17 protein-coding genes are annotated in these 21,227 nt (G+C 36.0%); 7 read left to right on the top strand and 10 right to left on the bottom strand.

Features of this window, described 5'->3' with window-relative positions; translation table 11 throughout:
• Positions 1-2: 2 nt before the first annotated feature.
• A complete protein-coding gene (locus tag ABIB30_RS22535) occupies positions 3-2,786 on the bottom strand; it encodes an outer membrane beta-barrel protein (protein ID WP_354305315.1) in 2,784 nt (927 codons plus the stop codon).
• A 420-nt stretch (positions 2,787-3,206) separates the two neighbouring features.
• Here ABIB30_RS22535 and ABIB30_RS22530 point away from each other — a divergent pair, with 420 nt between their 5' ends.
• Positions 3,207-3,821: an RNA polymerase sigma factor gene (locus tag ABIB30_RS22530; protein WP_354305314.1), complete on the top strand. Its 615-nt coding sequence runs from the start codon at positions 3,207-3,209 to the stop codon at positions 3,819-3,821.
• A gap of 202 nt (positions 3,822-4,023) precedes the next feature.
• Here ABIB30_RS22530 and ABIB30_RS22525 read toward each other — a convergent pair whose 3' ends face one another.
• The 3 genes from ABIB30_RS22525 to ABIB30_RS22515 form a co-directional block, all read right to left on the bottom strand.
• Positions 4,024-4,416 carry a hypothetical protein gene (locus ABIB30_RS22525; protein WP_354305313.1) on the bottom strand — a complete coding sequence of 131 codons (393 nt, stop codon included), beginning with the start codon at positions 4,414-4,416 and terminating at the stop codon, positions 4,024-4,026.
• A 156-nt stretch (positions 4,417-4,572) separates the two neighbouring features.
• Positions 4,573-5,649, bottom strand: coding sequence for a hypothetical protein (locus ABIB30_RS22520; RefSeq protein WP_354305312.1), 1,077 nt, complete (start codon positions 5,647-5,649; stop codon positions 4,573-4,575).
• 80 nt (positions 5,650-5,729) lie between these two features.
• Complete coding sequence (locus ABIB30_RS22515) at positions 5,730-7,805, bottom strand: XAC2610-related protein (protein WP_354305310.1); 2,076 nt, start codon at positions 7,803-7,805, stop codon at positions 5,730-5,732.
• A gap of 64 nt (positions 7,806-7,869) precedes the next feature.
• Between ABIB30_RS22515 and ABIB30_RS22510 the strand changes: the two genes are divergently transcribed.
• On the top strand, positions 7,870-8,280 hold the full coding sequence (locus tag ABIB30_RS22510; RefSeq protein ID WP_354305309.1) for a VOC family protein: 411 nt from the start codon (positions 7,870-7,872) through the stop codon (positions 8,278-8,280).
• Positions 8,281-8,291: 11 nt separating this feature from the next.
• Here the strand turns inward: ABIB30_RS22510 and ABIB30_RS22505 are convergent, their stop codons facing one another.
• From ABIB30_RS22505 to ABIB30_RS22495, 3 genes are read right to left on the bottom strand one after another with little or no spacing between them, the layout of a single operon-like run.
• The gene (locus ABIB30_RS22505; RefSeq protein WP_354305394.1) at positions 8,292-8,468 is read right to left on the bottom strand and encodes a DUF3658 domain-containing protein; all 177 of its coding nucleotides are present in this window, start codon (positions 8,466-8,468) and stop codon (positions 8,292-8,294) included.
• Positions 8,441-8,656 carry a hypothetical protein gene (locus ABIB30_RS22500; protein ID WP_354305308.1) on the bottom strand — a complete coding sequence of 72 codons (216 nt, stop codon included), beginning with the start codon at positions 8,654-8,656 and terminating at the stop codon, positions 8,441-8,443. Before ABIB30_RS22500 ends, ABIB30_RS22505 begins: the two co-directional genes overlap by 28 nt.
• A gap of 27 nt (positions 8,657-8,683) precedes the next feature.
• Complete coding sequence (locus ABIB30_RS22495; protein WP_354305307.1) at positions 8,684-10,588, bottom strand: DUF4153 domain-containing protein; 1,905 nt, start codon at positions 10,586-10,588, stop codon at positions 8,684-8,686.
• 129 nt (positions 10,589-10,717) lie between these two features.
• Between ABIB30_RS22495 and ABIB30_RS22490 the strand changes: the two genes are divergently transcribed.
• Genes ABIB30_RS22490 through ABIB30_RS22480 form a run of 3 tightly spaced genes read left to right on the top strand, consistent with a single transcriptional unit; the run spans position 10,718 to position 14,249 of the window.
• Entirely contained in the window at positions 10,718-11,197 is a 480-nt protein-coding gene (locus tag ABIB30_RS22490; RefSeq protein ID WP_354305306.1) for an OsmC family protein, read from the top strand.
• Between the two features lie 6 nt (positions 11,198-11,203).
• A complete protein-coding gene (locus tag ABIB30_RS22485) occupies positions 11,204-12,580 on the top strand; it encodes a M20/M25/M40 family metallo-hydrolase (protein ID WP_354305305.1) in 1,377 nt (458 codons plus the stop codon).
• Entirely contained in the window at positions 12,570-14,249 is a 1,680-nt protein-coding gene (locus ABIB30_RS22480; RefSeq protein ID WP_354305304.1) for a M1 family metallopeptidase, read from the top strand. Before ABIB30_RS22485 ends, ABIB30_RS22480 begins: the two co-directional genes overlap by 11 nt.
• A 4-nt stretch (positions 14,250-14,253) precedes the next feature.
• On the opposite strand, the gene ABIB30_RS22475 is transcribed toward ABIB30_RS22480, so the two are convergent.
• Entirely contained in the window at positions 14,254-15,102 is an 849-nt protein-coding gene (locus tag ABIB30_RS22475) for an NAD(P)-dependent oxidoreductase (protein WP_354305303.1), read from the bottom strand.
• 253 nt (positions 15,103-15,355) lie between these two features.
• Here ABIB30_RS22475 and ABIB30_RS22470 point away from each other — a divergent pair, with 253 nt between their 5' ends.
• Complete coding sequence (locus ABIB30_RS22470; RefSeq protein ID WP_354305302.1) at positions 15,356-16,519, top strand: DUF6138 family protein; 1,164 nt, start codon at positions 15,356-15,358, stop codon at positions 16,517-16,519.
• A 55-nt stretch (positions 16,520-16,574) separates the two neighbouring features.
• On the opposite strand, the gene ABIB30_RS22465 is transcribed toward ABIB30_RS22470, so the two are convergent.
• A complete protein-coding gene (locus ABIB30_RS22465; protein ID WP_354305301.1) occupies positions 16,575-17,510 on the bottom strand; it encodes a hypothetical protein in 936 nt (311 codons plus the stop codon).
• Complete coding sequence (locus ABIB30_RS22460) at positions 17,510-19,498, bottom strand: phospholipase D-like domain-containing protein (protein WP_354305300.1); 1,989 nt, start codon at positions 19,496-19,498, stop codon at positions 17,510-17,512. The genes ABIB30_RS22465 and ABIB30_RS22460 overlap by 1 nt, the downstream gene beginning before the upstream one ends.
• A 475-nt stretch (positions 19,499-19,973) precedes the next feature.
• On the opposite strand from ABIB30_RS22460, the gene ABIB30_RS22455 reads away from it, so the two are divergent.
• Positions 19,974-21,113, top strand: coding sequence for a hypothetical protein (locus ABIB30_RS22455; RefSeq protein WP_354305299.1), 1,140 nt, complete (start codon positions 19,974-19,976; stop codon positions 21,111-21,113).
• The last annotated feature ends 114 nt before the right edge of the window (positions 21,114-21,227 follow it).

Below are 21,227 nucleotides of genomic sequence, written 5' to 3'. Positions count from 1 at the left end.
AGTTATTTTTTTACGGCTCCTCCGCCCATTTTATTAAAGTCCCAAACAATTGAAGCCATGAAATATCTTTTGATAGTAGTATAACTGGTTTGTGTAATCATATTTCCATTGGCGTTTCTATTAAAGCCAACGTTCTGGTTCAGTAAATCATTTGCAGAAAGTGAAAACTTGAGACTTTCAGACTTCAGGAATTTTCTGCTCACCCTTGCATTTAAGAGGAAAAGATTGAAATCTGTATTAAAAGATTGTGTTTTACCCCTGTATTCATAACTCGCATCAGATCCGATTTCAAATTTACCTGGTAAATAGATGGTGAAATAGCTTTGTCCATTTAGGCCCCATCCATTGTCATTAGTTGACTTTTGCAAGGAAGACTGACTGGTTGTGTAAGCAGGCCCGAAAGATAAACGACCTTCAAACTTTTTCTCCTGATATTTCGATATTGACAACTGGCCGGAATAACTGTTGGATTGAGTTTTATTGAGCGAACCATTTACGTAGCTATAATAAGTGTTTCCATTAGAGTTTAAATTCATACCTGCGTACAGCTCGTGGAATTTCAGTTTTTGAGAAACACCCGCATACAAGTAGTAGTTACTGGTTTGATGGTCAGTAAGGTTAGTAGATTTGTAGGTGCTTTTTCCGGTAGGATCCGTGTCTACACTATTTATAATTGCATTAGAAGTGAAATTATAGGCCCCACCAAGATAAATACTCTGACCGCTTAAAATTTTATAAGAATTATAGTTGATATCTATCCTGTTATTGAATGATGACTTTAAATCAGGATTTCCAATTCTGATATTCAAAGGGTCTGTGTTGATTAATACTGGCTGGATCTGATCAATGTTTGGTTGCGAGGTATTACCAGCATAAGCTATGCGAAATGATTTTTGCTGGCTGAATTTATATTGATAACTAACTTGAGGATTCCAATTGATAAAATTTCGCTTATAGGAATTATTTGTAATTACATTCTTTTGATCAAAAGAGATGCTGGCAACTTTTGTCCCAAAATTGACAATGCTTTTATCTTTTTTGAAATTCAAAATAGCTCCCGCAAGGTTGGAAATTTGATCCAGTTTATAATTGTTGCTATAAAGGGTATCTAAATAAGAATAGTTTCCATCGGGTGACTGGTTAAATGATTTTCTATTTGCACTACTATTGCTGGTTCCGAATCCGTAATTAACAATAAGAGATAATGATTTGGATAAGGGTTCAGTGTAGGCCAGGTTAGTGGAAAACTGAGCAGACTTGATCAGATTCGTTTTGAGCTGATCGATAACCTGACTGCTATCCTGGATCCCTTTCGCATTGAAAAAATCATTTTCCGACTTTAAAAAGCCATTACTTTTACTTTCTTTAATAGACTGACTCATGTTTAAAGAAAGTGTACGTCCGGTTTTTTTAAGCTTTTTAGTCCAGAATAGACTCGCATTAAATATTTTATCATGACTGTCATTTGATAACTGCCTTGAACTTTTATTTAATAACAAATCATTGGAAAAGCTACTACCTGTATAACTGTTTTGGGTGTTAGTGTTTTTAGCAGTACCATCGGCTGATACCTTTAAGTTTGAGGTAGAGTCAAGTTTTATCTGGTAAGTGGCATCGAGCTTCTGTTTGAAAAGATAATTATTGAAACTTTCATCCGAATTTGAATTGATAATTCCTGCAGGCAGATTGTTCTGGCTTAAAGTGTTTTTTGTCCCGTCTACACTCAACGAACCTATTTTATAATTTGTATTGATTGATTCTTTATCATTATTCCATTTCGAATCATAATGCAATCCTCCAGTTCTGGCTAGCGGGATACCTTCACCATTATATTTTCCATCATAAGAATCAAGTTCATCATTTTGACTGGATGTAATATATATACCACCATCCTGGAATTGCATCTCATTTCCTGAACCATACTTGCTATTGTCCTGCCAGCCTAAGCCTAGTTTTCCATTGTTCCCAAGTGTACCATAGGCAGAAAATTTCTTTTTCCCTTTAAATGCATTAAACATCCCTTGTGCCTGGTAAAATTTATCTGTTGCTCCGCCTAAATCCAGCTTTCCAAAATATCCGTTCTTTTTATCATTTTTTAATTTGATATTGATAGTTTTCTCTTTTTTACCATCATCTATACCTGTAAAAGCTGCCTGATCACTTTTTTTATCATACAGTTGGACTTTATCTACCATATCACCCCTGATATTTTTAGTGACCAGGGTGGGGTCATCACCAAAAAATTCTTCTCCGTCAACCAATACTTTATTTACCGCCTGTCCTTGCGCGGTGATTTTCCCATCTTTATCTACTTGTATGCCAGGTAACTGTTTCAATAAGTCTTCTACCTTAGAATTTGGCTGTATCTGATAGGCAGCTGCATTAAATTCCGTAGTATCTCCTTTTATTTTTATAGCAACTGCTTTGCCTTTGATGATGACATCCGCAAGGAGAGTTGCTTTTAATGTTAGTTTTATTCTGCCAAAATCTATTGAAGTTTTAGTACTGTCTAAATTAAAATGTTCTACATAATCTGCATATCCAGGATAAGTAATCAATAAAAATAATCTCCCCTTTTGAAGATCAGTTATATTAAAAATACCTTGTTCATTGGCTCTTGTGAACTTTACCAGCGTAGAATCTTTTGCGCGAAGTATACTAATTGTCGTATGCTGCAAATTTGCACCTGAGGCATGATCAACTACAGATCCTTTTAATGAACAGGGATTTTGTGCAAATGTATAATGGAAGGAAAAACAAAAAATAATAAATAGAAGTAATCTCATAAACAATTAAGTATAAGACTAATATATGGTGTTTTTAATAGTAAATGAGTGCTTTATAATGTTAAATAAGGTTAAAGTTTTTAAAATTAATCCTGTGTGTTTTTATGTTAACTATTTTGATGTTTAAGTTTTTAATAGGTTACTTAATGTTGAATATTTTGATGGTAATGTGTTAATATGAGAAATTAAATTGTAATCTAAATGATTTCAGATTACTTCAAATAGGTAATCTGACTTGTTGAATATATCTTTTTTTATTCCTGTTTTATTGCAGTCCGGGATTTATTAGAAAAAATTACAAGGGTTTTTATTGGTGAAAAAACGTTTTTCTTAAGCTATATGTGTAGAATTACATTCAACAGTATTGTTGAATAGTAAAAAAGTATTTAATATTGAATATTAATTAGTTAGGTGTATTTGATGGAGATATTAGACAATAGAGGAAAAAGAATTGTGGAGAAAATGCCCTGGACTGAAGAAGAACTATTCAGTCGTGTCAAAGCAGGAAATAAAAATGCTTTTGAGCAACTATACAGAGACCATAGCGGTGGCATTTATTACAACCTAAGAAGAATGACCAGGGATGACGAGCTTGCTAAAGAAATTCTTCAGGATGTTTTTACAAAGGTTTGGGAAAAGAAAGCAATACTTAAGATTGATAAACCTTTTCAATACTATCTTTTCCGTATGGCTCAAAATTCGGTTACGAATTTCTACCGTAGTATTAAGCGGGATAAAAAAATGTTAGAGAACCTGCAGCTTCTTGCTACAGAAATTACGCATCAGCCAATTGAAAGTATAAAAACGGGAGTTGAAGAGGAGCTATTGCTTCAGGCGGTAGATTGTCTTTCTCCGCGGAGGAAAAAGATATTTATGCTATGCAAACTTGAAGGTAAGTCATATCACGAAGTCAGTAAAATTCTGGGAATAAGTGTTTCCACAATAGGTGATCATATTGTTAAAGGAACGAAAACAATTAAACAGCAGTTGATTAAGCCAAAGAACCGCGCTTCTTTTCAAACATTTCTGTGTTGACTGGGACCGGTTATATTTTCCGTGAAAATTATTTTGAAAAAAAATGAAAATAGAGCAGATGAAAATGGATGGTTTTGCGTCTTTACTATATAAGATCACTAAAATAAAGATATTGCTACCAACGCCCGTTGCTCTGGCAAGTTTAGGTTAATAATAGTTAATAAGCCAGTCGATGTTTGTGGATGCAACATCGACTGATTTTTTAAGCTAGCCTTATAAATTCAATAGTATAGATCGTATGAGGTGAAAAATGCCATTTACCATCTTTATTAAATTGCATTCCTTCAGGTTCAGTAGTCCATATCATCTGATCTCCGTTCACATTTAACTTATAAACTTCCGTTTCCTTACCAAAAGATTGGATCAGATAAGATTCATTACCTTCTTTAAGTATCTCATACGTGGCTTTTGAAGGAAAGGTTTCATTCTCGTTAGCTTTAAAATTTCCGCCATCTAAACCTATACTAATATCAAGTTCTGTATTGATCTGATCAGGATGTATTGTATTCCCTTTTTTATCATTGAATACATATTTATCTGACACAGCTTTCCACTTTCCTATAAGCTGTGCATTGATCTGTTCTTTATTATCCATTTATAATTTATTAATGTTTTATAGCATCAGCCGCCTGTTAATTACAGATTGGGTGATCTTTGCTACAAATATGCTACAAAAAAAGCAGCAGGTATCTTTATTATAAGATTGTGGCTGCTTTAAAAATAAGTATTTAAACAAACTGAACTGTTACAGCTATTTCAATTCTACAGGATAAGTGTTCTTTCCATCATTCCAGCTGCCTGTTAAACTTCCGTCTTGCTGAATTTTTAGTTTGAAAAATTCCTGTTTCTTTGGAATATCATAGTTCGGTTCCTCTTTCAATAAAAGAGAAGAATCTTGATTGATAGTACCTCTCAATTCAGTTTTTTTTCCATATTTATCATAGAAATAAGAAGCCTGGAAAGTGTCTTCCCCAATGTAGGTAACCAATAATGTGATTGGATAAAGCTTGTTTATTTTGCCCTTAAATACACCTTTTCTTAAAATCTGACTTTGAGGTACTGTGCATTTTGATGCTGCAGCAGCTAATAGACATTTACCATATTCATTTAAATAAGGCTCCAGGAATTTATAAGTTAACATATTGTCGTAAATATCTGTTTTACCTTCCATTGCCTGGAAATAATGAGACCCGGAGCAAGACCTTCTCGTTAAATACAGGGCATTCTTTTGAAATTTAAGATCGTCAAGATTCAGGTTATCTTTATCTTGCTCCAACAGACATGAAGAGTAGGTGGTGATCACAGATTCATCTTTACTCGCCGAACTTTTTAAAGTTTTAAGATAAGTGCTCAATCTTGTCTTACGACTTTTGATGATGAATTGACGAATGGCCTCATATCCCTCTTTTGTCACCAGATCGCTAAACTGTATAAGTCTGCCTGTTTGTGAATCAAAATTGTTAATTGCAGAATATTCGTTGAGAGAAGCATTGGTATATTCACTATTGATTTCTACAGAAAATAGTTTAGGTGTATTGACAAGGACTTTATAGGTTAATATCGTTACACCTTGATTTGAGCCTTTCTTTGGTCTTACGTTTTCAAAAATGCTTATTTTATGTTTTCCGGGAAGAACATCCAATTCTTTACCTTGTAAAAATGTATTAATCAGGTTTTGTGCAGGAGTTTTTCCAGTTAGTACAGGGAAATTATATTCTCCAGATTGTTCGAATGTCTCTTTTATCGGACTAACTTTGAAATATTGCGCTTTTGCCTGTATTGAAAATGTTAAAAGTAACAGGGCAGTAAATGATTTAATAATGGTCATTCCGATTGATTTTTTTTTATAATTGATCTTGCAGTTAAATATCTGTTTTTTATTCTAATGTATTTCTCTTTAACCAATGTTTATTCCTTAATTAAGATATAATTTTCATTAACTAACTTGTATTTTTTAATATTTTTTGTGATTACATTATCCTTTCTTACAAATTCTGTGCTAGAATAAGATTTACTCTTCTGATCAACCGTAACATTAGGTGATTTTGAAAGTAAAGTATCTAAAGAGAATAAACCAGCAGTATGATCATAGAGATAATATTTTTCATAGAAATTACCAAGCTCAACATCATCTTTGCTACTTGTTTTTAAAGAAAAGTCAGGATATCCGTCAAAATTATAGTCATCAATATAGAGCGTTGTATTCGTGGAATCTATCTCGTCGAGTTCAGTGATATACTGCAAAGTTCTCCCATCTGCCCTGGTAATTATTTTAACTGCGACCGGAGAGGACTGTTGATCTTTAATCAATTCGAAGTTATATAAAGGTGTATTTCTGATATACAATAAACTGGTTTTTGGAAAGAAGTGCTCTTTTTCGATCCACCCCTTGATCAAATGATGTGATGCCGTTGTAACTTCCACCTGAAAGAATTTTGAATTTTCGCCTTTAATCAATGCGTAATCGCCTTTTTTCAAAAGCGTTAACGACGCTATCTGTTTATCTGGGTACTGATATACAGCAGCAGTAGAAGTCAGGATCTCTGCGCCTTTATACTGATGGTCAATCCATTTTCCATTGACGAGCTCTCCGCTATTTTCCTGCACAAAAAATCCCATTCCCGCATACTGATCCCAATAAGCAGTTTTTGTGAGTTGATGATCAATGAAAGTATACCTTTCTCCACCATGATGTGCAGCCCCATCGCGCCAGTTACTACTTATGGTACGGCTTTTCACCTCTACTTCTACTTGTGAAAGCTGAGATAATTCATCATTATACTCGAAATTATCCTTTTGCGGATTATACAAATAGAAATTATTGGTGTAATTAGGGCCCGCTCCACCACTTTGCATTAAAAACATGAAGTCAGGATAGCCATCAAAATTGTAATCTCCGATCTGAATCACCTGCGTTGGAATTGATTTAAACCCGGCCCAAATATCAAGAAGCACTTGTTTGCTACCAGTTTTTTTATTGATAATCTTTACTGCATTGACAAATTCTTTATCTGCCGAAATTTCAAAACGAAACTTATTGGTTTGCTGTTGCTGCCGGACCCATGGAGAGGAGGCCAAATCTTCTTTTTTGATCCATCCACTGATCGTTTGGAGGAGTGCCGTTCCTTCCTGCATCCCGGAATCCATGGAATAATATTTTCCAGTATCCTTGCGCACCTCAATTCTATCTACCTCATACCATTGCGCTGAATCATCTGCAGTAATTGCTATCGTTTCTCCCTTTCTAAAATAATCTTTAACCAGAGGATGAGTCCCAGGTTTGTCATAGATAAGAATTTTGTCCTCGCTTACATTCGTTCGTAAATCAATATAAGCCTTTGGTCTTTTTCCTTGCCCTACAAAAAATGCCTGTTCAAATTGATAGTTCATACCATTTTGATATTTTCCTGAAATTGTATCTTTTATAGATTGGTTTTTAATCAATGGATTTTTATAAAGCCCAAAATAATCATAGCTATTATTACTATTAAAAGACCACTCTCCTGTTAAATTGCCTGTACCTGCTAAAGAACTGTTATTGCTGCTTTGCGTGATTACTGAATCTTTTTGAATAGAAAATTCCTGAGAAAAATATGAGTTTTTGGGATGATCAACAGTTGAATTCCTGGAAATGGCAATCAGTTGTTTTTTTCCTTCAGTACTCACTGTATCTCTTAAAAAAACAATCTTAATTTGAGTCTTTGCTTGATTTACCGCGATAATTGCATAGTTTAATCCATAATCATTAACCTCTTTATAGGGGATGATTTTCAAGGATAGAAAGTCATCAATTGAATTAAAGAACCTGGCATAATGATTAGCTCCGAAATAATTACTCTGCTGATTATTGAATTGATAGATGCCAGCTTGAGGGATTTGCGCATGCAGGCTGAGGCTTGTGGTGAAAATAAAGAAGGAAAATATTAAATAGCGCATAAAGATTTCTAATCTGCAAATATAGGTGGTGAGGATAAGGATACTCATTGGAATTAAATTTTATAATTTACATTACTTTTGGAATGACGTATTCCGGCATATCCTGGCCGGCATGAAAATTATAAATATGAAAAAATTTATTGCCCATGTGGCTTTAGTCGTTGAAGACTATGATGATGCGATCAAATTCTATACCGAAAAGTTAAACTTTATTTTATTACAAGATATCGTCTTAAGTGAAAGTAAGAGGTGGGTTATAGTTGCACCTGAAGGTGCAAAAGAATGTAGCTTGTTACTTGCAAAGGCTGCCAGCGAAGAACAAAAGAAAAGTATTGGAAATCAGACAGGAGGCCGGGTTTTTTTGTTTTTATATACAGATGATTTTTGGAGAGATTATCAGAATATGCTAGGTATCGGTATTAACTTTGTTAGACCTCCGGTTGAGGAAAATTACGGGACAGTAGCTGTATTTGAAGATCTATATGGTAATCTCTGGGACTTGCTGCAGATGAAAAATAAGTAACCTTGATAGAGTTAAATGCATAGCCTCACTTTAAAAAGCCTTATCGCAGTACGCGGGCCATCTGCTTCAATATAACCGTTAATGATGAGAGGTTCTAATCTTGAACTTAAAAAAGCATCACCCAGACCATTTTGTGGATCACAATTGCCCATTGCATCACCTACAACTCTTGAAGCCTGAACCCAGATAGCCGGACAATTTTCAAGAAGTAAATGATCATAAGAAACTTCATCCGCTGTATCCCATTAGCCAGTGGTCCAAGTTCAGGAATATCCATTGTGCAAAATACTTCGCCAGAAAGTAACTCGTCTTTGATAGCCCGGCGCAGTGAGCCGGCAGTACTGGGAGAGGAAACCAGATGAAGATCGATGCTCATATAATTGATTAAAGGACAAATGTCATACTATCTCTTTTTGACCAGATAAATTCCTGTAGTATAATTCAGCTCAATATTTTTTCTGCTTTTATCAATAGAGAACTGAGTCGTTTTTATCTCAAACGTAATTATGAAATTTTTCGTCTTTTTAGTGAAGCTCAGGAATGCAGATGGCAAGATATACTGCGGAGGATTATCGAGATCCGGCTTTTGCAGGTAAGGTTTTAGCTTTTCCTCTTGCTTTATCAAATCACCAGTTAACTCATTGATATTAAAAGTAGCTGTATCATCAGCTAACCTGATCTGTAATATACCGGATTTTTTCACTGCTGTTTCAATTGAAATTTTATCAATTATATAATGATTATTTGCGTCGCTATAATTGATATTTGCCTGATCAATGATAAAATCATATCCTGTAACTACTGTAATTCCCTGCTCAATATTATTTAAAATATAATGTTTCTGCTCATTCTGATCAGCACGGTCAAAATAAAACCGCTGTCCTGAAAATTTCTTCAGTCCGAAATAGCTGATTATCCATCTCATCTTTTGATCCAGTATATCATACCTTGAAGTCCTGAGGTGACCATAACTGTCTTTAGCTTTGCTTAAAGAATCGCTGACTGCTTTAAGGTTTTGAGTGACATACGGCTGGAGCACCTCGAAATCATTATGGCTAACAAGATATTCTAAAGTAGCTACTGCTTTTTCACCATTTTCTTTAGAAATCTTACTGATTCTTACAAGCTTTCCATCTTGAAAGGCATGATTTTCCTTGAAGATACGGAGCAAAATGGTTTTCTGAGAATAAGTTGAAACCGAAAAAGCACTTTGGGGCCCATAGATAGACAACAAGGTAAGCAGACATAGTGAAATCGGTATTACTTTGATATTTTGCTTTTTTGATAGTAAAAAATAGAGCGTAATAAATAGCAGCCAACAAGCTAACAACGTTAAAAAGTAGCGGGGCTCCGTGAAGCCATAAAGAGATATTCTTGTACCCAATGCTATAAATAACAAGAGCAGTAGTGGCAGCATTAAAAAATAGAAAGTGCGGGCGAAGGTTTTAATCCATTTATTCTCTGCTTTTTCGCGTATAGGATAAATAAGTAATAAAGAGAGTATGCCAAAAACAGCATAGCCTAATATTAAGTTAGATACGAGCCCTTTTGGTAATTTCCATTGTATGAGTATTTTGATTTCATAAGCTAGCAGGATAACTACATATAATGTCGCCAGTGGTATCAGGACATATTGGGTGAATATTTTCAAGCCTTTTGGATAGCTGAAGTCCTGGTCTAATTTGGAAAAATTATCAGGAACCCCAGAAAGAAAAAACACAGTATTGAATATACCAGTGATACAAACCCAGAGGATATAAAAAGTATCATGTTTAAAGTCTACACCAAATAAGAGGTTCATCGCACCTATTGCAGCTGCGATACCTGCATATAATGCGGCGCTGTAAAGCATACTAGTTAAAAAGTGCAAAAACAGTGTTTTGTTAAATTGCCAGAAACCTTGTATTGCATCAGGCTTGGTGAAAGCAGCAAAGGCGACTAATAAATGTCCGGCAAGAGTCAGTAAGAAAAACCGGATCACATCAGCAGCATTTACAAACGGATCAAATGCGAAAAATAACAGCGCAGCAAGCAATGCCGCAATGAGGTTATAAATCAACTTTTGCGGAGTTTTAATCGAACGGCTTTCACAAAACAGGGTAGTAGCCAGGCTGATCACCAATCCCAGTACCGCAGTCATCAATACCCTTTTGCACCAGCTTTCTTTCAGATAATTCAGACTTTCCAGCTCTATATATGCTATTGACGCTAAAGTTGCGATAAATGCAAAAAGCATTTCGAAAGGAAAGCGCTTTAAAACACGATATAGACTTTGCTGTAAGTTCTTAAGGGAAGGGAATGTCATCATTAGAAAGTTTAATCAAAGGTATAAGTCTTAATTTGATAAAATCAGACAATTTTCAGAATAACCCATGATTTATTTTGTAACTAAATAAGAATGTCTAAATTGGATTTATTGAATATAAAATGATCATTTATGGCTAAGACACATCAATATAAAACAAACCTCGTATGGGCAGGAAATAAAGGTTCAGGAACAATGGATTACAGATCTTATGATCGGAATTTTATTGTTTCAATTGATCAGAAACCTGATATAAATGGCTCGTCTGATTCTGCTTTTCTTGGCGATAAAACTAAGCATAATCCTGAGGACCTGCTCGTTTCGTCTATCTCATCCTGTCATATGCTCTGGTATCTTCACCTATGTTCACAAAATGATATCATTGTAATGGACTATAAAGATGAGGCGACAGGAACAATGACTGAAAATGCAGACGGGAGCGGGCAATTTACAGAAGTTATTCTGCGGCCGGTAGTGCTCATTATTGATGAAGCAAAACATGAAAAGGCGATTAGTTTACACGCAGAAGCACGTAAAATGTGTTTTATTGCCAATTCTTGTAACTTTCCCATTAAGCATTTACCTGAATGCATTGTAGAACCTAAACGCTAATCCCCAATGAAATTGAAATTGATCCTTCTTGTGCTGTTCTCTGCAAACCAATTATATGCCCAGGACACAGTAACTATGCGTAAAATCTACGATGAAGCCCTGGTGAATAGTAAATGTTATGAAAATCTCCGTGATCTCTGTAAAAATATTGGTCCGCGACTGAGCGGGTCTGATAATGCTCAAAAAGCAGTTGTATGGAGTAAAAAACTAATGGAAAGTTACGGCTTCGACAAAGTATATCTGCAAGAAGTTATGGTTCCGCATTGGGTGAGAGGAGCGAAGGAGACTGCTTTTATCATCGACGGTAAAAATCGCATTCCCGTACCAATTGCCGCACTGGGTATGAGTGTTGCTACGCCAAAAAACGGACTTACTGCCAATATTATTGAAGTGCAAAGCCTCAAAGAAGTTGAAGAGCTTGGTGAAAATAAGATAAAAGGTAAAATAGTTTTCTATAACCGTCCTTTTGACCCTAAATTTATCAGTACAGGTGAAGCATATGGCAGATCGGGTGACCAGCGTTTCATGGGGCCGGCAACTGCTGCTAAATATGGTGCTGTTGGTGTGATTGTCCGTTCGCTGACTGAAAGCCTTGATGATTATCCGCATACCGGTGCCACATTATTTAATAAAGGCGGTAAAAATATACCTGCTGCGGCTATATCAACTAAGGCGGCCAATAAATTGAGCGCTATGCTGAAAATGCGTAAGCTGCCCCTGGTTAAATTCTATTTTAAACAAGATTGTCAATTGCTTCCTGATGTATTATCTTACAATGTGATTGGCGAATTGACAGGTACAGAACATCCAGATAAATTTATTACTGTAGGCGGGCACCTTGACTCATGGGATTTGGCCGAAGGTGCACATGATGACGGTACAGGTGTTTTACAATCAGCAGAAGTGCTGCGTATATTTAAAGCTTTGAATTACCAACCTAAAAATTCTGTACGTGCAGTCTTTTTTATGAATGAAGAAAACGGCCATAACGGAGGGACTAAATATGCTGAACTGGCTGCCAAAAATAAAGAAGAACATATAGCAGCTATTGAAACAGATGAGGGTGGTTTCACTCCGCGTGGTTTCAGCTTTGAAGATGTATCAGCTGATTTTATCAAGAAGATTAATAAACAATGGAAGCCTCTATTTGAACCTTACGAAGCAGATCGTTTAACAATTGGTCAATCTGGTACTGATATTGGGCCATTAAAGGAAAAAGTTCCGGGAGTTATCCTGATCGGTTTCAGACCTGATTCTCAGCGATATTTTGATATACATCATTCTTCAAATGATGTTTTTGAAAATGTAAATAAACGTGAGCTTGAACTAGGCGCCGCGAGTATGGCCTCACTGATCTATTTAATAGATCAGCATGGATTGTAAAAACGCGTTATATCTGGGGCTTGTTATTCTTTTTACGAACCTGCCGGTAAAAACTAAAGCACAGTTATCTGCACAAAAAGCGACTTTTTCACGTGCTGATACACTAAAAGGATATCTTACTCCATTACGGAGTTGTTATGATATTAACTTCTATCATCTGGATGTGAAGTTTAATATTGACAAGAAATTTATCAGTGGTAGCAACCTGTTTAAATTTACTGCAACACAGGATTTTACCAGGTTACAGTTTGACCTTTTTGCCAATTTAAATATTGATAAAATTGTTTATCATAACCAGGTACTTCAGTATACAAGGGAAGCTAATGCTGTGTTTATTTCTTTCCCGGAATCGATTAAAAAACATAGTAAAGATGAATTTACTGTGTTTTATTCCGGTTACCCGAATGTAGCTTTTAAAGCACCCAGAGAGAGCGGAATCGTATTTGCTAAAGACTCCCTGGGTTATCCACTGGTCGCGACGGCTTGTGAAAGCAAAGGAGCAAGTATCTGGTGGCCTAATAAAGATCATCTTTCTGATGAACCGGATAGTATGCTGATTAGTGTGAGCGTACCCAAAGTGCTGAAGGAGGTGTCAAACGGGCGCCTGAGAAAAATCACCGATCTTAAGAGCGGTTATAAAAAGTTTGACTGGTTTGTTGGTAATGCTATTAATAACTATAATGTAGCGGTAAATATTGGAAATTACACGCATTTTAGTGATAACTATGCTGGTGAAAAAGGGAAACTTACACTTGATTACTGGGTATTGCCTTATAACTTGTCAAGGGCGAAAGTTGATTTTGCCAAGAATGTAAAACCGTTATTAAAAGCATATGAATATTGGTTTGGCCCATATCCTTTTTATGAGGACGGATATAAGCTGGTGGAAACACCTTATCCTGCTATGGAGCATCAAAGTGCGATTAGTTATGGTGGTTACATGCGGGGAGGTCCGAAAAATGAATTGATTGGTGTATCAGGAGGGGAGAAATGGGATTTTGTGATTGTTCATGAAAGTGCACACGAATGGTTTGGTAATAATATTACGGCTAAAGATCTTGGTGATCTGTGGATACACGAAGCTTTTGGGAGTTATGCAGAATCTTTATTTATAGAAAATTTGTATAGTAAAAAGGCAGGACAAGAATATCTATATGCCAACCGTGCAGGTATAGCTAACGACGGATTAATTGTTGCCCCCTATCATGTCAATCAAATGGGGTCAGGAGATATGTATTCGAAAGGAGCTATGCTGCTGAACACAGTGAGGACAATTATTAATGACGATGAAAAGTGGCGGATTATTTTACGTGGATTAAACAAAGAATATTACCATCAGACAGTTACTTATGACCAGATCGTTAATTACCTCAGTACGCAATCCGGTAAAAACCTGGAACCAGTATTTGATCAGTATCTCCGCTACAAAAGTCTGCCTGTTTTGGAGCTTGCAGTCAAAAATGGAAAACTTAATTGCAGATGGATTGCAGAAGCTGAAGATTTTAATATGCCTTTAAGGGTTAAAATATCAGGTGGAGAGTATCACTTCATTTATCCTTCTGCCAAGTTTGCGCCAATAGATTTAGCGGGTATATCAGCAGAAAATATAGAAGTTGATACCTCCAATTATTATATAGGCTTAATCAAACCTGATCAAATTAAAATATGAGCTGTTACAGCTGTTTCTTAATGGCAATAAGATCTTCATTACCGAATGCTGCTTCCGCCTGCTGAAAAGTTTTACAAACTGTATTCCCTAGTGGAGAATCCAGGCCTTCTGCCTTTGCCAGCCTCAGATCTTTAGTCAGGAGCTTTAAAGCAAAAGCAGGATTGTAATTTTCATTAATGATCAGCTCGCCTTTTAACTTCATGAATACGCTACCCAGTGCTCCGTTATTGATTATAGACATGATTTTTTCTGCTGAAATACCATGCTGCTCACCAAAATTAATAACCTCCGCAAGCCCTTGCGCTTCAATAGCTAAAAGTGTATTGATGCTTAGTTTAGCAAGATTTCCTGCCCCGATTTCTCCGATGAGGCTGGACGAACTCCCAATGATGTCGAATAGCGGTTTGATGTTTTCATAAACAGATTCCTCGCCACCTGCCATAACCACAAGTTTTGCTTCTTCAGCCTGCTTAACGCTGCCCGAAACAGGAGCGTCAAGATAAAATGCACCTTTTTCCTTGCAAAGTGCAGCCATTTCGCGATTGATCCCAGGAGAAACGGTACTCATATTTACAATCGTTTTTCCAGTAAGTTCAGCAGACAGAATTCCTGTTTCCGATTTAAAAATGTCATCAATGGCCCGGTCATCGGTCACCATTAAAAATAATATATCAACCGTATTGGTCAATGCTAGTACTGTGGGAGAAACCACTGCACCTTTAGTTGCCATAAGTTGTGTATCCTGTTCACTTCGGCCATAAACATAAACCTGATAACCTGCTTTTAATAACTGTCCGGACATAGGCTGCCCCATTTTTCCCAGACCAATCCAGCCAATCTTTGTATTTTTCATTTTTCTATGTTTAATTTATTCTTTTAATTTAACTGCTGTTTAGAAAAGTCAGGTCAACCTGATCAAACTCTCGAATATTCAAAATTACATTTTCAGCACTCAAATTCAATTGTGTTTCATATGAATAAAGTAATCTTCTTTAAGTTTTGACATCTATGAGATACCTGAAAACAATGCGGGATTTTTGAGAAATGTTCGTAAAACATAATAAATTATAGTTTCTTTGTCAGCAGACAAATACAGCTGATTAATAATGGAGAATAAAAGAGATTATTTAATGTTTGAGGATGTTATTGCCGATGCTTCATTAAATGAATTGTTCGATACTTGTGTTACCTCTATATTGGAAGGAAAGGCGCAGGTGTCTAATACCCGTGAAGAGCCTGGGTATCCGACTTATGAATGCTTTCTTGTGAACGGGCAGGAAATTTTAGTAGACGCTCCATTGGAATATTATTTGTTTAAACTCGATAATAGCGGTTTTGTATATGAAAAGGCAAGGGATTTTTCCGATACTATGCGAAAGCTCTGTGGATGGCAATGGCATGTGGATATAATCTTGTCTGACTGGGTACGCAAAAATGTCCTTGATCCATTTTTAGAACAGACCATCGATAATGATGGGTATGACCATTATAAGTTAAAACCCGGCAAATCTATTGAGCAGTTGCAGGAAGATTATCTGCGTTTTGCCTGCTATATTGGAGTGTGCTTTGTCAAATACGGTGGAAGCGAAGGCCAGTACACGGCAAATAATATCTTTAAAATGGCCAAAGCAATTGGCAGTGATTTACCCTTGAAACTGAAGAAACAAGGCAGCGGAGACTTGCCATTGGAGATAGCTCAATACAAAGACAGCATAGTTTCCTGCGATGCGAATGATGTTTTTGCGACTATAAAAATCACATTAAAAGAAGAGAAAGAAGAAGCTTATCTGCTAGTTTTGAATTTTCTTTGCCGTTTATTAGCATTTGGTTTTCCCGGGTCTTACACCATTATTTTCAAAAGCCCGGAAAAGAATTGGCTTCCGATCAAGGGGCTCCAGAAAAAAGGTGTTCATCAGTTGTTTGCGAATGCAGCAAGATGGCCAGCCCTGTATGGAAAAATCGAAGATTACGCAAGACTGGCCATGAAGGAATTTGAATGGTATAATGATTTCGAAGCAGAGCACTGTGCTATGCCTGGCAGTTTTGCTGTATTTTCATTAGGACTTTTAGACGTAAAGTATCAAACACTTATCTGTGATTATTTGAATATATGCGATGAAGAACATCAAAGTATACAGGGCGAATTTGTATTATCATATATTGAAAAATATGGTTTTACTAAAAATGGCCTGGAGCTTTATAACTTATGTGAGAAGAATATACAGCAAATGCCAAAGAAACTATTGGCTCAATACGCAAAGCTGAAGTAGGACGTATATCATCCTCAGCTGCTACAGAATGTACTATGTTTTAATCATAGTACATTTATTTTTTAATGAAATCCATTACATATTTTACAGCCTCCGTTTTATTACCAGATACAGGTTTAAGGTCAAATCTTTTCACTCCAGAACTTCTCATCCAATCCGACCAGACAACTTTCATGATTTCCATGTCTGTAGGATGTTTGGTGGCTGCTCCGGTCTTAGAGAGCGAGCGATCATACATTTCTATAACAATGACTTCAAGATTATTTAGAAATGGATTTTTTGCTGGATTGATTTTGAATCGCTTATTCCTGGCCAGAAAAGTTTCCATATTGTCTTCTTTCGACTTCAGAAATGCACTACGAAAATCTGAAACCTTGGCTGCGCTTAAATCGAATCCCTGGTTATAGATGCCGGCCTCAATATAACCATCAGTCATCAGCACCATGATGTTACGAAACCTATGGATTACTTTGCCAGTTACTAACTCAGGTAAAACAACCCTGTCATCAATGCCTGATTTGAAATATGTCCAGATGTCAGCCCCATTATTGGAAAGAGATGCTTTAATATTGAGTTTCCGGTATTCTGCCTTAAATTTATCTATATCTCTGGGTAATGTTTGTGATACGCCTCTGGACATAATATAATTAATTCTATCACTTTGTTTTTTAAATCTCTGAAAGTCAATGTTTAATAAATCGGAGTTTACTTTGTAGAGGCTAATCAGTCCTTTATTGATAAAGTCTACGCTATAGTGATCCAGCTGATCCTGATCTCTCTTAATCCGTAATATTTCCGGCCATATTTGTTGCAATACGCCCTTAACGATATCAGTATCATTCACCGCTTTTGGATATAATTTTGGGTTTAGCCTGTTTGATAAATCAGGTGCGAACACGACATTGTAATGTACAACCTCTTTTTGTTTCTGAGCGGATAATTTTGCTGTGGCCGTCAGCATCATCAGGCTAATTAAAAAACACTTTTTCATCAGATTTTTATACGTTTGTCTATTTGTGAACCGCTCATTTTTTCATTCTGCCAGTCTATAGCGGTGTCAAATGCCTCCCGTGATTTTTCTATGGCTATTAGGATTGAATAATGTTCATGCAGATAATCATTCCAGCCTTCCAGAAAGATATTGATCCTGTCGCGAAGTGCGTCAACAGAAATCGGAAGATGATCATTTTCTACATGACTCTTATAAATTGTGGCAATATCCCTGACGTGTTGTTTGCCAGTTATTAAGTCGGTTTTCTTCAGCTCTTTAAGTAAGTTTAACTTGCTTGGGATAGAGGTAAGTATGATTTCTGTAATTTTATATTCTGCATCCAAACTGATATTGATTCTTACGATGGAGTAAATTTCATCTTTGAGTAATATTGTTTTTTCCTCCTCCAGTTTTATCGATTCCTGCATCTGGCTAATCAACAGATCGTTTTTTAATGTTACGATATCCGGATTGCGTTCATCAAAAATAGACATCAGTTTCTCAAAAGCGAACTTCAATAGGATAAGACCAAACGCACCCAATAAAAACACCAGATAAAAATTGGGATCCTTATACGCCATATCAAGTCTCCATATATCGCTGGTCTCTCCTGTTAAATATTTCATTTGATAAATTGCTGATGAAACCTTGTATGCAATTGCTGTGTCTACTAATAAAATGCCAAATAAGAACATAAGTACGATAACCCATTGTTTCTTTGTAAATAGTTTGATCAAGGCGCAGAAAAGCGGAATGCTGACAAAAAGAAAGATGAAAAGTATTCCTGAGCCGCCTTTTTCAATAGTCAGCCCTAAAGCCTTTGGATTGAATATCTCCATAGGTACGGGATCCAGACCAGCATCTTTCGCAGCTTTAGAATCTTCAACAGCAAATAATAGTATATAACAAGCTGAGGAATAAAAAATAAACAGATAGAGCAGTAGACATAGGTTAGCGAACATCACAGGGATAAACTCATACCATTTAAAATTTGGGCTAATGAAGTCACGTTGAGCGTTCCGTACTTTTTCCTTGATCTCGTTAGTAGATTTTTCATGGAATGCAATTTTATTGATATTGATACTCTCTATATTCTGTTTATTTTTTTCAACCTCTGATTTCAGATTAATCAATTTGTTTTTTGCATTTAAAGCTTCATTTTCCGCTTCGGCTTCTGCAGATTGTAACTGCAGGCTTAGATTTTCTTCAAACGCATTCGTACTTATTATTTCCTGCTCATCGATCTTGGTCATCAACCTTCTTTTCTTATCATCTACGACATCGATATCATTGATGAAAACTGAATAAACAGTATCCAGGGCCTTAGTTAATACCTGATGATCTCCATTGTTAAATTTTGATCGCTCATATCCTTGTTTGCCTAACATAGTCCGGTCAAAATTTCCAATTTCTGCGGCAATCATCGAATCCAATACTTTGGTGAATTCGGAAATTGCATGTTCCTTGGCAGTGTGCTTTTCGATTTTTGATTCTGCGGTTAATGCTTTTTCAGGAATAATTTCACCACTCTGCAACAAAGCTTTTTGATTAATATCATGAAACGTATTAATCAGGCTTGTTACCGTTTCGGTATGATTAGTTACAATAATACTTTCGTGATTGTTTTTTCTTGCATTTACAGACCAGTTATATGAACCATGAAGAGCAATTCTTTTGTCTATTACACAGAACTTCTGATTCATATTGCCGTAGCCAACGCTTTTTATCTTGTTTACGGAAGCTCCTAATGCGACCAGTTCTTCGAAGTTAAGCTTTTGATTCTCCTGGTTGTCTGCAATAATAAGCTGGATACTTACATGCTGAGCAGCTTTTCTCTTGACAATATCAAAAAGTTCATCATCTGTAAACCAAGCACTGGCTATCAGAATTTCAAAATCTGCGCCTTCCAGTTCTTTGACTATACGTGCAAAGATTTCTTTGTTATTTTGTAAAACTTCTTGCTCAAGAGATTGCTGGGATGTTATCATTTTGGAATGGTTTAATATATCAAAAGTATATATATCACCTATGCCTTTTTTACGGTAAACCGTAATACACGTCACTGTTCTTGATAAGTTTACATAAGCTTCCAGCTCAGTTCTAGATGATTTTTATATCCTTACTATGCGCTATATCGAGGTATGATAATGTCTTTTGAACAGAAATACTTATACTTTCATGGTCTTCGGCAATCAATACTTTTTTGAACATATTTCGGGTAATTAAGAAGTGGAATTGGAGATCAATATTTTCACTCTCTTTTCAACTTTATGTTTCAAAGATAATTTCGTCATGAATATGCTTTATACGTTTTCCCTTTTTGAAGGCTTGATAACCTAGTTGACCTTTATAAAACTCTGGAAATTCTATTGTGATCGGGCGAGCTGATAATTCCGTTGCTACTACGGGTAACCGTAATAATTTTGGTAATTGTACCCTATTTTTATGCTTCAGTTTTTAAGGATGTTTGAAGAATATAAAAAAGAAGTATTAGAGTTTTACTTTCTTAAGAAGGGAGCGCAAGAACTTTCCCCTAATTTGGAAAACCCTGGACGCTCGAAATTGAAAAAAGAATGCCTTAAAATCTACGCAGAAAAGTATACTAAGAAGGATGATCAAATACTTAAACTGTTTTTCGATCCTTTAGGCAAATTTAATGATCATATAAAAAGTATTGAAAAATTCGAATTAGATAAATTCAGACCTTTAGTTAGTTTCTTGCAAAAAGGAACAGGTATCAGAGATGAAGAACCTGTAAAACTCCTCGGATGGTTAACAGGTTTTGATTCTTACCAGGATTGGAGGTCTAAAAAAGAGAATAGAGAACCGGAGAGGGCCGAAGATTCAGACCCTGATCAGGAAGATGATTCCAGGCTGGAAGTAGGAGACAAAGAAATAAATGATGAGAATGAAAATTCTCTGGGTGATGATTCAGACGGAACATCGACTGAAAATAACATCGATAGCACTGAAAAAAATATCGATTGCACTGAAAAAAACATCGATAGTACTGAAGAAAACATCGACAGCAACAAAAATGCAGATGATAATGAAGACGAAAAAGAGGAAATAGTCATTGACTCTGATCGTATTGAATCTCCAGGCACACCGGTTAAAGCTACGATCCTAACCTGTGTTGCGCTTCTGCTCCTGGTCAGTGGGCTCTTTTTTTTATTTAAGAAAAATACGATCAGGCAGCCATCCGCAGGTGAGAAATGTATGTATTGGGCAGTTGATCATTATGAACCTGCTAGGTGTGATGAAAAAATTGAAGATGTCACCTTAATCCCTATAAATCAAAAGCTCTTAAATAATTTAAGAAAAATTAATGTCATAGATACGCTAACCAGATACTCGCTTGGAAAGGTTTGGTATACAAGAGTAGGTGGTAAACATGAATTTTTTACAGATAGTGGAATGCATCCCGTCGATACACTCAAAAGGCTTAGACCATTGAGCAACTATATTTTAAGCAATCACGTTTCTCACGACAGGTATTTATTAAACCTGTGGATGTGGTCAATTTCTGGAATAATTGCAGTTATGTTATACATGATTTGCCTGATTTATTTTTTTAGAAGGCAGAAAAAGTTTAAGCACTGAATTTCAAACGGCTTATTACTTGCCGGGAAAATTGTAAATATAGGTTAAAGTATTATTTACTATCTTATGAGGCCTGATATTATAACCAGCAATAGAAATCATAAAAAAGAAGTA

Source organism: Pedobacter sp. UYP1, assembly GCF_040547305.1.
Lineage (GTDB): Bacteria > Bacteroidota > Bacteroidia > Sphingobacteriales > Sphingobacteriaceae > Pedobacter.
Note: the sequence above shows the minus strand (reverse complement) of the source record. Positions and strands in the feature narration are given on the sequence as shown.

Excerpts from the sequence above, each read along its gene's own strand:
- ABIB30_RS22535 (WP_354305315.1), bottom strand. The coding sequence starts at position 2,786 with ATGAGATTACTTCTATTTATTATTTTTTGTTTTTCCTTCCATTATACA.
- ABIB30_RS22530 (WP_354305314.1), top strand. The coding sequence starts at position 3,207 with ATGGAGATATTAGACAATAGAGGAAAAAGAATTGTGGAGAAAATGCCC.
- ABIB30_RS22525 (WP_354305313.1), bottom strand. The coding sequence starts at position 4,416 with ATGGATAATAAAGAACAGATCAATGCACAGCTTATAGGAAAGTGGAAA.
- ABIB30_RS22520 (WP_354305312.1), bottom strand. The coding sequence starts at position 5,649 with ATGACCATTATTAAATCATTTACTGCCCTGTTACTTTTAACATTTTCA.
- ABIB30_RS22515 (WP_354305310.1), bottom strand. The coding sequence starts at position 7,805 with ATGAGTATCCTTATCCTCACCACCTATATTTGCAGATTAGAAATCTTT.
- ABIB30_RS22510 (WP_354305309.1), top strand. The coding sequence starts at position 7,870 with ATGAAAATTATAAATATGAAAAAATTTATTGCCCATGTGGCTTTAGTC.
- ABIB30_RS22500 (WP_354305308.1), bottom strand. The coding sequence starts at position 8,656 with ATGAGCATCGATCTTCATCTGGTTTCCTCTCCCAGTACTGCCGGCTCA.
- ABIB30_RS22495 (WP_354305307.1), bottom strand. The coding sequence starts at position 10,588 with ATGATGACATTCCCTTCCCTTAAGAACTTACAGCAAAGTCTATATCGT.
- ABIB30_RS22490 (WP_354305306.1), top strand. The coding sequence starts at position 10,718 with ATGGCTAAGACACATCAATATAAAACAAACCTCGTATGGGCAGGAAAT.
- ABIB30_RS22485 (WP_354305305.1), top strand. The coding sequence starts at position 11,204 with ATGAAATTGAAATTGATCCTTCTTGTGCTGTTCTCTGCAAACCAATTA.
- ABIB30_RS22480 (WP_354305304.1), top strand. The coding sequence starts at position 12,570 with ATGGATTGTAAAAACGCGTTATATCTGGGGCTTGTTATTCTTTTTACG.
- ABIB30_RS22475 (WP_354305303.1), bottom strand. The coding sequence starts at position 15,102 with ATGAAAAATACAAAGATTGGCTGGATTGGTCTGGGAAAAATGGGGCAG.
- ABIB30_RS22470 (WP_354305302.1), top strand. The coding sequence starts at position 15,356 with ATGGAGAATAAAAGAGATTATTTAATGTTTGAGGATGTTATTGCCGAT.
- ABIB30_RS22465 (WP_354305301.1), bottom strand. The coding sequence starts at position 17,510 with ATGAAAAAGTGTTTTTTAATTAGCCTGATGATGCTGACGGCCACAGCA.
- ABIB30_RS22460 (WP_354305300.1), bottom strand. The coding sequence starts at position 19,498 with ATGATAACATCCCAGCAATCTCTTGAGCAAGAAGTTTTACAAAATAAC.
- ABIB30_RS22455 (WP_354305299.1), top strand. The coding sequence starts at position 19,974 with ATGTTTGAAGAATATAAAAAAGAAGTATTAGAGTTTTACTTTCTTAAG.